General features: G+C 70.1%; 17 protein-coding genes. 8 read left to right on the top strand and 9 right to left on the bottom strand.

Going from position 1 to position 12789, the window contains the following annotated elements:
- Positions 1-73 precede the first annotated feature (73 nt).
- A complete protein-coding gene (locus ACH35V_RS24290; RefSeq protein WP_395975264.1) occupies positions 74-253 on the bottom strand; it encodes a hypothetical protein in 180 nt (59 codons plus the stop codon).
- Between the two features lie 127 nt (positions 254-380).
- On the opposite strand from ACH35V_RS24290, the gene ACH35V_RS24285 reads away from it, so the two are divergent.
- The gene (locus ACH35V_RS24285; RefSeq protein WP_395975263.1) at positions 381-1580 is read left to right on the top strand and encodes a saccharopine dehydrogenase family protein; all 1200 of its coding nucleotides are present in this window, start codon (positions 381-383) and stop codon (positions 1578-1580) included.
- A 129-nt stretch (positions 1581-1709) separates the two neighbouring features.
- Here the strand turns inward: ACH35V_RS24285 and ACH35V_RS24280 are convergent, their stop codons facing one another.
- From ACH35V_RS24280 to ACH35V_RS24255, 6 genes are all read right to left on the bottom strand, one after another.
- The gene (locus tag ACH35V_RS24280; protein ID WP_395975262.1) at positions 1710-2768 is read right to left on the bottom strand and encodes an ion channel; all 1059 of its coding nucleotides are present in this window, start codon (positions 2766-2768) and stop codon (positions 1710-1712) included.
- Between the two features lie 120 nt (positions 2769-2888).
- Positions 2889-3239: a hypothetical protein gene (locus ACH35V_RS24275; protein WP_395975261.1), complete on the bottom strand. Its 351-nt coding sequence runs from the start codon at positions 3237-3239 to the stop codon at positions 2889-2891.
- A gap of 55 nt (positions 3240-3294) precedes the next feature.
- Positions 3295-3780 carry a peroxiredoxin gene (locus ACH35V_RS24270; RefSeq protein ID WP_395975260.1) on the bottom strand — a complete coding sequence of 162 codons (486 nt, stop codon included), beginning with the start codon at positions 3778-3780 and terminating at the stop codon, positions 3295-3297.
- Between the two features lie 152 nt (positions 3781-3932).
- On the bottom strand, positions 3933-4361 hold the full coding sequence (locus ACH35V_RS24265; protein ID WP_131967297.1) for a DUF3052 domain-containing protein: 429 nt from the start codon (positions 4359-4361) through the stop codon (positions 3933-3935).
- A 260-nt stretch (positions 4362-4621) separates the two neighbouring features.
- The gene (locus ACH35V_RS24260) at positions 4622-5029 is read right to left on the bottom strand and encodes a YjbQ family protein (RefSeq protein WP_395975259.1); all 408 of its coding nucleotides are present in this window, start codon (positions 5027-5029) and stop codon (positions 4622-4624) included.
- A 96-nt stretch (positions 5030-5125) separates the two neighbouring features.
- Entirely contained in the window at positions 5126-5323 is a 198-nt protein-coding gene (locus tag ACH35V_RS24255; protein WP_395975258.1) for a DUF1918 domain-containing protein, read from the bottom strand.
- A gap of 316 nt (positions 5324-5639) precedes the next feature.
- Here ACH35V_RS24255 and aceE point away from each other — a divergent pair, with 316 nt between their 5' ends.
- Positions 5640-8429: a pyruvate dehydrogenase (acetyl-transferring), homodimeric type gene (aceE, locus tag ACH35V_RS24250; RefSeq protein WP_395975257.1), complete on the top strand. Its 2790-nt coding sequence runs from the start codon at positions 5640-5642 to the stop codon at positions 8427-8429.
- A gap of 128 nt (positions 8430-8557) precedes the next feature.
- Here aceE and ACH35V_RS24245 read toward each other — a convergent pair whose 3' ends face one another.
- Together ACH35V_RS24245 and ACH35V_RS24240 are read right to left on the bottom strand one after the other, a co-directional pair.
- Positions 8558-8935 (bottom strand): VOC family protein, encoded by a 378-nt coding sequence (locus tag ACH35V_RS24245; RefSeq protein WP_395975256.1) that lies wholly within the window; start codon positions 8933-8935, stop codon positions 8558-8560.
- Positions 8932-9366 (bottom strand): ATP-binding protein, encoded by a 435-nt coding sequence (locus tag ACH35V_RS24240; protein ID WP_395975255.1) that lies wholly within the window; start codon positions 9364-9366, stop codon positions 8932-8934. Before ACH35V_RS24240 ends, ACH35V_RS24245 begins: the two co-directional genes overlap by 4 nt.
- Before the next feature lie 256 nt (positions 9367-9622).
- Between ACH35V_RS24240 and ACH35V_RS24235 the strand changes: the two genes are divergently transcribed.
- The 6 genes from ACH35V_RS24235 to ACH35V_RS24210 all read left to right on the top strand — a co-directional run bounded on the left by ACH35V_RS24235 (position 9623) and on the right by ACH35V_RS24210 (position 12789).
- On the top strand, positions 9623-10477 hold the full coding sequence (locus ACH35V_RS24235; protein WP_395975254.1) for a helix-turn-helix domain-containing protein: 855 nt from the start codon (positions 9623-9625) through the stop codon (positions 10475-10477).
- Positions 10474-10671, top strand: coding sequence for a DUF397 domain-containing protein (locus ACH35V_RS24230; protein ID WP_395975253.1), 198 nt, complete (start codon positions 10474-10476; stop codon positions 10669-10671). Before ACH35V_RS24235 ends, ACH35V_RS24230 begins: the two co-directional genes overlap by 4 nt.
- Complete coding sequence (locus ACH35V_RS24225) at positions 10668-10853, top strand: DUF397 domain-containing protein (RefSeq protein ID WP_395975252.1); 186 nt, start codon at positions 10668-10670, stop codon at positions 10851-10853. Before ACH35V_RS24230 ends, ACH35V_RS24225 begins: the two co-directional genes overlap by 4 nt.
- A complete protein-coding gene (locus tag ACH35V_RS24220) occupies positions 10850-11005 on the top strand; it encodes a hypothetical protein (RefSeq protein WP_395975251.1) in 156 nt (51 codons plus the stop codon). The genes ACH35V_RS24225 and ACH35V_RS24220 overlap by 4 nt, the downstream gene beginning before the upstream one ends.
- Before the next feature lie 285 nt (positions 11006-11290).
- Positions 11291-12193 carry a hypothetical protein gene (locus ACH35V_RS24215; protein ID WP_395975250.1) on the top strand — a complete coding sequence of 301 codons (903 nt, stop codon included), beginning with the start codon at positions 11291-11293 and terminating at the stop codon, positions 12191-12193.
- Positions 12190-12789 (top strand): AAA family ATPase, encoded by a 600-nt coding sequence (locus tag ACH35V_RS24210; RefSeq protein WP_395975249.1) that lies wholly within the window; start codon positions 12190-12192, stop codon positions 12787-12789. Before ACH35V_RS24215 ends, ACH35V_RS24210 begins: the two co-directional genes overlap by 4 nt.

Below are 12789 nucleotides of genomic sequence, written 5' to 3'. Positions count from 1 at the left end.
AGGCCAATCCCCGGATCGCCTGTGACGCCGGTCACCCGTGGGCGCGACGCGGGAAGGGCGCACGACGTCGTCGCTAGGGAAGGCTCCACAGGGAGACCGACAGCAGGCCCAGGCTGACCGCGATGAGGAGCATCGCGACGGACTGGCCGCCCCCGTCGGCGGCGGGCACGGTCCGGCCGCGGGTCACCAGGGCCGCGAACCACGCGAAGAAGCCCACGGCGACGACGTCCATCGCCACGGCGAGCCCGGTCACGAGAGCACCATCCTCCTCATCCGAGCAACCCTAGACGAGTGCGGTCGCTCACATCTCCGCCTCGGCGTGCACAACCGGTCCCATTGGATACAGAATCTAGTTCGAAAACCAGGGAAGGGGCATGCGCATGACCGCCGAGCGCGCGTACGACATCGTCCTGTTCGGCGCCACCGGCTTCACCGGCGCCCTGACCGCGGACTACCTCGCCGAGCACGCCGACCCCGGGACGCGCTGGGCCCTCGCCGGGCGCAACCGCGCCAAACTGAGGGCCGTCCGCGACCGGCTGGAGAAGCTGAACCCCGCGTGCGCCGACCTGCCGCTGCTGCACGCCGACACCACCGACGCCGCCTCGATCGAGCAGGTCGCGAACGCGGCGCGGGTCGTCATCACGACGGTCGGCCCGTACACCGAGCACGGCGAGCCCCTCGTCGCGGCGTGCGCGCGCGCCGGGACCGACTACGTCGACCTGACCGGCGAGCCCACGTTCGTCGACCGCATGTACGTGAAGTACCACGACGCCGCCGTCCGCAGCGGCGCGCGGATCGTGCACGCCTGCGGGTTCGACTCGATCCCGCACGACCTCGGCGCCTACTTCACGGTGAAGCAGCTCCCCGAGGGCGTCCCGCTGCACGTCGAGGGGTTCCTGCGGGGGCGCGGGGACGCGTCCGGCGGCACCCTGCACTCCGCGGTCGGGATCTTCGGGGACCCCATCGGCATGAGGCGCGCCGAACGCGAACGCCGCCGGATGGAGGAGCGTCCCGCCGGGCGGACGGTGCGCGTCTCGCGGCGTCCCACCCCGAAGGCCCGGATCGGGGACGGCTGGACGCTCCCCCTCCCCAGCATCGACCCGCAGATCGTGGTCCGGTCGGCGGCGGCGCTCGACCGCTACGGCCCCGACTTCAGCTACGGGCACTACGTCGCCGTCAAGCGCCTCGCCGGCGCGGCCGGGCTGGCGGCGGGCGCCGGGGGGCTGCTCGTCCTGTCCTCGCTGCCGCCCACCCGCAGCCTGCTGCTGCGGCTCCGCAAGCCGGGCGACGGGCCGTCCGAGGAGAGGCGCGCACGCAACTGGTTCAGCGTGAAGTTCGTGGGCGAGGGCGGCGGCAGGCGCGTCGTCACCGAGGTCGCGGGCGGCGATCCCGGCTACGGCGAGACGGCGAAGATGCTCGGCGAGTCGGCGCTGTGCCTCGTCCACGACGACCTGCCGGACACCGCCGGGCAGGTCACGACCGCCGCCGCGATGGGCGACGCGCTCATCGACCGGCTGGTCAGGGCCGGGATCTCGTTCAGGGTCCTGGACACCGTGCCGCACGGTCGCGACGCTGGCTGATGACGCGGGCCGATGAGGTCGTGACATGGGCCCCGCACGCGCGCGGGGAGGCCCCGGGATCCCGGGCCGCGCGCGACGCGGGCGCCGGGAGGGCGTCTCAGCGGGCGCGCCGGCGCCCTCCCGGCCCCGTCACAGCTCGTGCCAGGGGATGTCGGGACGGCACGGCGCCACCACGGCGAGGGACTGGCCGCCCTGGATCCGCTCGTCCGGCGTCGCGGTGAGGCGGAACCGGGCGTTGGGACGGTGCGACTCGCCGACCGCCAGCAGGGTGCTCCCGCGGCGCAGCAGGAAGACGGCGACGTCGATGCGGGACCATTCGCCCGCGTCCGCCGGGACGTCCACGCGGTAGAGGGTGCCGTCCGAGTCCAGCGTGCTGGCCAGGTTGTGGTAGATCGCGGCGACGCCCGGGTTCCGGATCGCGACCGCGACGACGGCGGGGTCGTCGATGTCGACCGGCTCGATGTCCGGGCTGATCAGGCCCAGCGCCTCGGTGATCTCCGCGCGGCGGCCGCCGTCGTGGACGCCGGCCAGCAGGTGCACGGACGCCACGTCCTTCCGCCGCAGGTAGGCCGACACGCCCAGCATCACCCGGACGGTCTCGTCGTCGGAGCGGCCGACCACGACCGCGGTGCGGGCCGCCTCCAGGCACGCGCGGTCATAGGCGGTGTCGTCGAAGGCCACCACGTCGTACAGGCCGGGGTCGGGGTTCTCGCCCGCCAGCTCGCCCGGCCAGAAGATCGTGACGACGGGCGTCTTGGCGAACTCCGGGTCGGCGCGGAGCTGGCCGATGATGGCCCGCAGGCCGTCCCGGTCGTAGCCGACCATCACGATGTGCTGCTTCTTGTGCAGCTGCGCCTGGCCGTTGGCCCTCATGGTCCGTCCTCTTCCCATCCAGAGCGTCAGCTCGGCGAACATCACGAGCCCCGCGGTGAGCCCCGCCACGATGATGATCACGCCGCCGATCCGGCCGCCGACCGACTCCGGGTACAGGTCGCCGTAGCCGGTGGTGGTGCCGCTGACGAGGAAGTACCAGATGTACTGGTCCGGCCGCTTGATGTCGGCGCCGGGCTCCTCGAACACCGCGATCAGCAGCCAGCCGGTCAGGAAGGCGGCGAGGAGGACGAGCGCGGGCGCCCGCCAGGAGCGCCCGGTGATCCTGGTGACCAGGCGCATCAGCACGATCGGCATCCGCGCAGCGTGCCAGCGGAGAAAATGCCGCGTCAAGTCCCAAATGCAGCGGTCGGGACGACCGGAATTGGTCAGTGCGCGGTTACGCGGCCGGGCCGGGCCAGGCCGGCCCCGGCGCGGTTACGTGGCCGGGCCCCGGCGCAGTACGCGGTTCAGGGCCGCGGCCACTTCCGCGGAGAGGTCGCCGTCGCCGGACGCGGCGGGCGGGCCTGGCGGCGCGCCGGAATGGACCAGGTCGGCGGGGACGGCCTCGCGGGTGTGCCCGCAGTCGCGGCACTCGACCTCGCCGAGGCGGCACACCAGCCGCGCCGAGCCGCACGCCGCGCAGCGGTCGAGATCGTCCGCCGTGCCGTGGACGGACTGGCAGCCGGGGCAGATCAGGACCTGGCGGTCCGCCCGCACCCCGCGCTTCCACGGGCTCGCGCCCCGCACGGGGTCGGTCTGCCGCGCCCCGCAGCGAAAGCAGGGCATCACACCTCCAGGGGTGCGGGGACCGGTTCCGGCCATCGGACCCGGTCCGTTTCGCTCAGATACCGGCGAGCGCCTTGCGGTACTCGTCGATGTCGCGTGCGTCCGGGATCGCGTTCACGACCTTCCAGCGGACCACGCCCTCGGTGTCGATGATGAAGGTGCCGCGCAGGGCCAGCCCCTTCGTCTCGTCGAACACGCCGTAGCGCTGTGCCGTCCCGCCGTGCGGCCAGAAGTCGGCCAGCAGCGGGAACTGGTACTTCTCCTGGTCGGCCCAGGCGCGCAGCGCGTACATCGAGTCGACCGACACCGCCAGGACCTGCACGTCGTCGGCGCTGTCGCCGCCCAGGGTGGGCAGCTCGTCCCGGATCTGGCACAGCTCGCCCGTGCAGACGCCGCTGAACGCCAGCGGATAGAACACCAGGACGACGTTCTTGCCCCGTCCCCCCTGGTCGGCGGCCCGGAAGCTCGACAGCTTCACCGGAGTGCCGTGCTGGTCCTTCAGCTCGAAGTCGGGTGCGACGTCGCCTACCTCAACCGCCAATGCCTCTCCCAGGATTCGGTCCGCTCACGGCGGGGTATGCCCGCCCCCCACTGGCGTGGGGGACGGGCCCAGTCTGTCACCCCGCGCCGCCCGCCGGACGTCGGGCGACCGAACCGGGGCGTTCCGCTGAGTGCGCCCGTGAGTGCGCCCGCCTACTTGCGGACCTTGGGCGCGACCAGCCGCGTCCCGGACCACTCCTTCGCGGCGCTGACGCTGCTGGTCTGCGACAGGCCGGCCGTCTGCGCGGCCTCTCCGATGTCGCTCGGCTCCACATGGCCGTCGCGGCCCGCCTTCGGCGTCAGCAGCCAGATGTCGCCGCCGCCGGTGAGCGGGATCATCGCGTCGGTCAGGCCCTCGAACAGGTCGCCGTCCTCCTCGCGCCACCACAGCAGCACGACGTCGACCACGTCGTCGTAGTCCTCGTCGACCAGCTCGTTCCCCGTGACGGCCTCGACGGATTCGCGGAGCTCCTCGTCGACGTCGTCGTCATAGCCGATCTCCTGCACCACCTGGCCCGCCTTCAGGCCGAGCCGTTCGGCCAGGCTGCGCTCAGACTGCGCCTGACCCGCGGTCGCGCTCACGAAAGTCCTCCCATTGTCGTCGTCCGCACGGTGTCGTGCTTTTGCTTTCCGGCCCCCGGGACGGGCGGCCCGCCCGCACCTGTGCGGTGTTTGCCGGACAGTCCACACAAGTGAGGGCCCCTAGCGCAAGTGTCTTCCCGGCTTTTGGTGGCCTCATTGGCCCGATTACGGAGATCACAGTAACCGCGCGTACGCGGAAAGTGACAACTCCTGCGTCATGCCCATGCCCCGCGAGGGGGACGGCACTAGGATCGTTTCGCTCATCCTTTAAGGAAAGACAGGCGTACCTGGCGATCCGGGTTGTCCACATTGAGGTCGACCAGGGCCACCGACTGCCAGGTGCCCAGCGCGAGCCGCCCGCCGACCACCGGAAGGGTCGCATAGGGCGGGACGAGCGCGGGCATGACGTGCGACCGGCCGTGCCCCCGCGACCCGTGCGCGTGCCGCCAGCGGTCGTCCGCCGGGAGCAGGTCGCCGAGGGCGGCGAGGAGGTCGTCGTCGCTGCCCGAGCCGAGTTCGAGGATCGCCACGCCGGCGGTGGCGTGCGGGACGAAGACGTGCAGCAGCCCGTCGCCGCCCGCCGCCGCGGCGAACCGCTCGCAGTCGGCCGTGATGTCGTGCACGGCCTCACGCGTACCGGTGGCCACCCGGACCACGGTGCTCTCCATGGTCCCGTGTCTACCCGATCCGCGCGCCCGGACGCATCCGGCGCCGGACGTACCCTGCGTCCGGCGCCGGGCCGATCATGCGGTCGCGTCTCCGGGCTAGCGCGACAGCTCTTCCCTGGGCTCGATCACCGCGTCCGGTCCGGGATAGACCAGCGTTTCGTGGCCGTCGGCGAACCGCACCACGTAGGGCGGGTCGCCGTCCGGGCCGCGCACTTCGATGATCTCGCCCGTCCGGTCTGCCTGGCCCACGACGTTGCCGTGAACGTGCAGCCGGTCTCCGACTTGTCCGTTCATCACTCCCCCAAGCTCGTTCGCCCGCCACCGGGACGGGCCGTGCCGGGCATGTGGTGCCGTTGTTCCCAGCCTCATACGTTCCCCGCGCGGCGTCGAGGGGAATCTTCCCCGATCCGGGAAAAACCGGGCATGGCGCAGGTCGGCGCCCCGGCCTGCCGGGGAGAATGGTTACCGACTGGTAGAGATGCGTTAGCCGTCATTAGCGGCGACGATGGATCAGGTACCGAGGCGACGAACAGTCGGCCGGGGACCGGCGGCCCGCCGCACTGCGGCGACCGGTCCCACCAGCAAAGACGGTAAGGACAGAGGGGACCCCGTGGCTTCCGGACGTCAACGCTTTTCGATCATCAGCGACGGGCTGCCGAGCCAGTTGCCCGACATCAACCCGGACGAGACCCGGGAGTGGCTGGAGTCGCTGGACACGGTCATCAAGACCGAGGGCCGCGGCAGGGCGCGCTACGTGATGCTCCGGCTCCTGGAGAGGGCGCGGGAGCTGCAGGTGGGCGTGCCCGGCCTGCGCAGCACCGACTTCATCAACACGATCCCGCCGGAGCACGAGCCCTGGTTCCCCGGCGACGAGCACGTGGAGCGGCGCATCCGCGCCTATATCCGGTGGAACGCGGCGATCATGGTGTCGCGGGCGAACCGCCCCGACATCGGCGTCGGCGGGCACATCGCCACGTACGCCTCCGCCGCCTCGCTGTACGAGGTCGGCTTCAACCACTTCTTCCGCGGCAAGGACCACGGCGAGTCCGGCGACCAGGTGTTCATCCAGGGGCACGCCTCGCCGGGCATCTACGCCCGCGCCTACCTGGAGGGACGGCTCCCGGGCGACAAGCTCGACGGGTTCCGGCAGGAGCACTCGCACCCGGGCGGCGGCCTGTCGTCCTACCCGCACCCGCGGCTCATGCCCGACTTCTGGGAGTTCCCGACCGTCTCGATGGGCCTGACGGCGATCGACTCGGTGTACCAGGCGAGGTTCAACCGCTACCTCTACAACCGCAAGATCAAGGACACGTCCCGGTCGCACGTGTGGGCGTTCCTCGGCGACGGCGAGATGTCCGAGCCCGAGTCGCTGGGCGCGATCGGCCTCGCCGCCCGCGAGGAGCTCGACAACCTCACCTTCGTCGTCAACTGCAACCTCCAGCAGCTGGACGGCCCCGTCCGCGGCAACGGGAAGATCATCCAGGAGCTGGAGTCGTTCTTCCGCGGCGCCGGGTGGAACGTCATCAAGGTCATCTGGGGCCGCGACTGGGACCCGCTGCTCGCCCAGGACGTCGACGGCGTCCTGGTCAACCAGATGAACACCACCCCGGACGGCCAGTTCCAGACGTTCAGCGTCGAGGCCGGCGAGTACATCCGGGAGAAGTTCTTCGGCGCCGACCCGCGGCTGCGCAAGATCGTCCAGCATCTGTCGGACGACGAGCTGCGCAAGCTGTCGCGCGGCGGGCACGACTACCGCAAGGTGTACGCGGCGTTCAAGTCGGCTCGCGAGCACGTCGGGCAGCCGACCGTGATCCTCGCGCACACCATCAAGGGCTGGACGCTCGGCTCCGACTTCGAGGCCCGCAACGCCACCCACCAGATGAAGAAGCTCACCAAGGCCGAGCTGAAGGAGTTCCGGGACCGGCTCTACCTCGACATCCCCGACTCCGCGCTGGAGGCGCCGCTCCCGCCCTACTACCACCCGGGCGAGGACTCCGACGAGATCCAGTACATGCGCGAGCGCCGCGCCGCCCTCGGCGGGTTCGTACCGAAACGCGTAGTACGCGCCAAGCCGCTGAAGCTGCCCGGCGACCCGGTCTACAGCGAGCTGAAGAAGGGCTCCGGCAAGCAGAACATCGCGACGACGATGGCGTTCGTCCGGCTGCTCAAGGACCTGATCAAGGACGAGAACATCGGAGCCCGTTTCGTCCCGATCGCCCCGGACGAGTACCGCACGTTCGGCATGGACTCGCTGTTCCCCACGTCCAAGATCTACTCCCCGCACGGCCAGACGTACGAGGCCGTCGACCGCAAGCTGCTGCTCTCCTACAAGGAGTCGGAGAGCGGCCAGATGCTGCACGAGGGCATCAGCGAGGCCGGGTCGATGGCGTCCACGATCGCCGCCGGAACCGCATACGCCACGCACGGCGAGCACATGATCCCGGTCTACATCTTCTACTCGATGTTCGGGTTCCAGCGGACCGGCGACCAGATGTGGGCGCTCGGCGACCAGATGGGCCGCGGGTTCCTGCTCGGCGCCACCGCCGGACGCACCACCCTGACCGGCGAGGGCCTGCAGCACGCCGATGGGCACTCCCCGCTGCTCGCCGCGACGAACCCGGCATGCGTCCATTACGACCCGACGTGGGCGTTCGAACTGGCGCACATCGTCCAGGACGCCTTGCGCCGCATGTACGGAACCTCCGAGGAACACCCGAACGGCGAGGACGTCTTCTACTACCTCACCATCTACAACGAGCCGTACCAGCAGCCCGCCGAACCCGACGACCTCGACGTCGACGGCCTTCTCAAGGGCCTGTACCGGTACCAGACTGCCCCAGAGGTCGCCTCGGGGAACGGCGAGGCCCCGCGAGCGCAGATCCTGGCGTCCGGCGTCGGCGGCCGCTGGGCCCTGGAAGCACAGCGCCTCCTAGCCGAGGACTGGGGCGTCGCCGCGGACGTCTGGTCGGCCACCTCGTGGAACGAATTGGCCCGCGAGGCCCGCGACTGCGACGAGTGGAACCTGCTGAACCCCGAGTCCGACCAGCGCGTCCCGTACGTCACCCAGAGGCTCGACAACGTCGCCGGGCCGATCGTCGCGGTGTCGGACTTCATGCGCGCCGTCCCCGACCAGATCGCCCCCTGGGTGCACGCGGACTTCACCGCGCTCGGCACCGACGGCTTCGGCTTCTCCGACACCCGCGCCGCCGCCCGCCGGTTCTTCCACGTCGACGCGGCGTCGATCGTCCTCGCGGTCCTGACCCGGCTCGCCCGGCACGGCGAGGTCAAGCCGGAGACGCTGCAGCAGGCGATCGAGCGCTACCGCCTGAACGAGGACGTCGGCGACGTGTTCGCGGGCGGCGCGGGCAGCGCGGAGAGCAACACCGGCGGCGAGAGCTGACCCGGCCCGGGATGATCGCGGAGGTGTAGGCCGCGATCAGCCGGGCGGCAGTGCGACGCCAATGGCGCTTGTGGCGCGACGGAAGGGCCCCGAGGTTCTCGGGGCCCTTTCCGCGTCCTGGGTCCAGGTCAGGAGACGGGCGGGGGCGTGAAGACGCCGAAGCGGTTGCCCGTGGGGTCCTCCAGGTAGGCGAACTTGAGGCCGTTGGCCGTCGTCATCGTGGGCTCCGCGACCTTGCCGCCGTTCTTCTCCGTCTGCGCGCAGGCGGTGTCGACGTCCTCGACCAGGACCAGGAACATCGCGTGGTTGCGGGACGCGTCGGGCTCGTGCGAGATGCCGCCGCTCGGCGCGTCGGCCCCCGGGTAGGTGACCAGGTCGTAGCCGTCCGAGTCCGGGTCGAGCGCGAACTTCCAGCCGAACATGTCGCCGTAGAAGCGGCGGGCCTCCTCCGGCGCGTGGGTGCCGACCTGGAACCACGTGACGGTGTTGAACGCGGGAACACTCATCGATTTCCTCCTTCGAACGCTGCTGGCATCAGCCTCATGGAGGCCCGCGACAACCCCCTGTCGGGGTTTCCGGACGAGTTCTCACACACGCGGAATTCCGCCCACACGACAGTGCGGGGCCCGTCCGTCCGGAATCCCCAGCTCTCCGCCAGGGCCTCCACGACCCGCAGCCCGCGTCCGCCCTCGGCGAGGGTCTCGGCCTTGAGGTGCGGACGCCTGCCGCCCGCGCCGTCGTCGGAGACCTCCAGCCGGTAGGCGCCCCGTCCGGCCAGCAGGGTGACCGTCACCCGTCCGCCGTCACCCGAGTCCGTGTGGGTGATCGCGTTGCAGACGGTCTCGCTCCCGACCGTCACCAGGTCGTCCAGCAGCGGATGCGCCTGCGGCACCATGTCCCGCAGGAACCGCCGCGCATACGCGACGGACCTCCGCACGCCCGGAAGCGTGAGCGTCCCGACCACGACAAGCCCACCGCTGATCACACCCACGACACACCCCGCCGCCCAACCGCCTCACCCTCGCTCGACGGCGTCCAACTCATCACGAGCGCTCCCATCCAGCGCCTCCCTTCGATTCGGAAACGCCCGCTACATTCGCCATCCGATGCGCTCGCATCACCCGCCCTGAACGTTTCCCGACTGAACGTTCAATGCGTGTACGGACAGCCACACTCGGTGACACGCTGGAGAGATGCCTTCCGGGAACGCCCCCACCGTTCGCCAGCGCCGGATCGGCTCGGCGCTCCGCAAAGCCCGCGACCACCACAACCTGACCGTCGCCACCGCCGCCGGCCGCTTCGGCCGCTCCCAAGGCTGGCTGAGCATGGTCGAAAACGGCCTCCAGACCATCGCCCCAGACGAACTAAGCGCCCTACTCGACTTCTACGCCATAGCGGACGGCCCCCTCCGCGACTCCCTCCTCCACCTCGCCACCCACAAACTCGGTTCATGGGAACGGGCCTACGAGGACAGAATTTCGGCAGCCGCCCTTGACCTCGCCAGCCTTGAGGAGGACGCCGCCGAGATCCGCACCTTCCAGTCCAACGTCGTCCCGGGACTTCTCCAGATCCCCGACTATGCCCGAAAAATCATCACAATCGGCAACGCCAAGCGGCCGCACAGCATCAAAACGCTTGTCGACTTTCGACTATCTCGCCAGCGCGTACTGAGCCGCTCCAAACCGCCCCAATACACACCGATCATCGCGGAGGCCGTCCTCCGCAACCAGGTCGGCGGCGACCCCGCGATCATGCGGGCACAGGTTCGACGGCTGGCCGAAGCCGCCCGACTCGATCACGTGGACCTTCGCGTCCTGCCCAGCTCGACCAGCGAGTACCTCGGGCTCATTACGCCATATCACCTTGTGTCTCTGCGCCCACCCGGACGGCTTACCGTGTCCGTCTACGACCAGCTCACCAAGAGCATCTTCCTGGAGGACGAGACCGCGGTCGCGACCCATCAGGAGATCTTCGGACTGCTGCTCTCAGCGTGCCTGAGCAGATCCGCTTCGCTGATCCTCATCGAGGAGATAGCGTCACAATCATGAACGCCCCCAAGCCGCCCCAAGCCCATTGGCGCAAGAGCACTTACAGCGGTGCCCACGAAAACGAATGCGTCGAAGTCGCCGACCTCAACGATCGCATCGCCATCCGCGACAGCAAGGCACCGCACACCGGCCACCTCGCCCTCACCCGCCAAGACTTCGCCACCCTCCTCACCCACCTGACATCGAAGCCATGAAAGCCCCACCACGCTGGCGCAAGAGCACCCACAGCGGCGGCGACGAAGGCAACTGCGTCGAAATCGCCGACCTCAACGACCACATCGCCATCCGCGACAGCAAGGAACCGGCGGCTGGCCACCTCGCCCTCACCCGCCAGAACTTCGCCGCGCTCCTCACCCACCTGACATCGAAGCCATGAACGCCCCCGGCGTGGAAATCGCCGACCCGGACGGCCACATCCCCGTCCGCGACAATGTGGTCATCATTGCCCAAGACGTCAGACTTCCCGAAGTCCTTGAACACGTCGAAGCAGGCCGCCTCGTGATCGTCACTCCTGCACCGCCCTCCTAGCCGAGGTCGCGGGACGACACAGAACGGCCCCTTACAGTAAGCCCCACCACCGCACCGTCACCCGCCAGGGCTTCACCACCCTCCTCACCCACCTACAGCGTTGAGGCAAGGCAGCGGAGGAGGGGAGGGAGGCCAGGCGGCCAGTTCCTCTCACGCCGCTACGCAGTGGGAACTGGTCCATGGCCACCGAGTCGCGAGGCTGCCCACCCGGTCACGATCACAAGGCACGAGGACCAGCCCGGCCGTTCGCTGGGCTTTTTCTGGGCATTGTGTTTCACTGAGAGCATGCCCACAAAAAGCCCAGTCGAGGGAGCGGTGGTCGCGGCGGTCACGCGCCTGCTGCGGCAGGGGCTGCCGGTCACCCCGGCCGGCGCGGACGCCGCCCTGCTGGACCTGCGCGGGGTGGTGGCCAGGGCGGTCGACCCCGCCGACATCGCCAGTCGCACCGCGGCGCTGGACGGCACCCTGCGCGGGCTGCTGGCCCGGTTTCCCGACACGCGCTACGCCCCGGCAGCCAGGGTGCTGTTCGGGCTGCCACCGGCCGAGCCGGGGCTGAACCTCACCGCGCGGCGAGACCTCGCAGCCGAGCAGGCCGGGCACGAGGTCCACCACTTCCGCAAGCGGGTCGAGCCCAAGCTCATCGAAAAGATCGCCTGGGAGTTGCTGGCCGACGCCGACCGGTTCACCCGCACACCGATGATCGCCCCCCGGCTCGCGCCGGTCACCCTCCGCCAGCCTGTCCCGGCCGATCCGTTCGCCTGGGAGGTCACCGAACACGAGGAACAGCTGGCTCGTTTGTGGTCGGCCCTCTACGCCGCTCGCGCCGAACTGCTCACCGTCGAGCGGCTGGTCAGCCTGCGCGCAGACCGGATCGACCTGATCCACGCGGCGGTGACCGCGGCCTGGCGCTGGGCCGCCGCCCGCGCCGAGGCGATCGGCTACACCACTGACTACGCGCCGGAGTCCGACACCTCCGTCGACGACCTGCTCGCCCTGACCGGCTGGACGCCGGAGTTGGCCGATTCGCAGGCGTCCCGGCTGACCGAAGCCGCCGCCGGGGACGCCAGCCGTGACCAGTTCGTCCACGCCCTGCACAACGAGACCGGGCTGGGCAGGGCCTGGATGGACGGTTTGCTCGGCAAGGACCCGCTTCCCACCGCCATCGACGAGAACGGATCGACTCAGTGACAACGAACCCGCTTGCGGCGGCGCTCGATGCCGCAGCAGACGGCCCGCCGCGCCGCTATGTCATCACCGGCGGCCCGTCGTCGGGCAAGGACGACCTGATCGAGCGGATCCACGCCGCCGGCATCCCCTGCATGCAGGAGGAGCCCGGTCGGGAGATCTACCGCAAGCACCGCGAACGGCTCGGGCGGCACCTGCGCCGCGAGGACCGGCGCGAGTACTCCCTGGAAGTGCTGGAGGCGTTCATCGCCGAATACACCGCGCACACCAGCGGGATCAGGTTCTACAACCGCGGCATCCCGGATGGCTACGGCTGGGAAGGCTTCTTCGGGCTCAAGCCGACCACCAGATTGGAGGAGGCGACCCAGCGCCACCGCTACGACGCGATCTTCGTGCTGGACCCGCTGGACACCTTTGAAGACCCCGACGACATCGTCTGGGCCAAGGATCGCGAGATCCGCCGGGTCCACGAGCTGATCGTGCAGGGTTACTACGACGCCGGCTACGAGCCGGTGTTCGTCGCTCCCGACTCTGCCGCCGCGCGGCTGGACTTCATCTGCGCCAACCTGCGCCTGCCCAAACCGAGCCGAGGAGTGTGA

The sequence above is a fragment of the Actinomadura sp. 1N219 genome (assembly GCF_044326405.1).
Classification (GTDB): Bacteria; Actinomycetota; Actinomycetes; order Streptosporangiales; family Streptosporangiaceae; genus Spirillospora.
The sequence above is the reverse complement of the archived record's forward strand: the minus strand, read 5'-3'. Positions and strand labels throughout refer to the sequence as shown.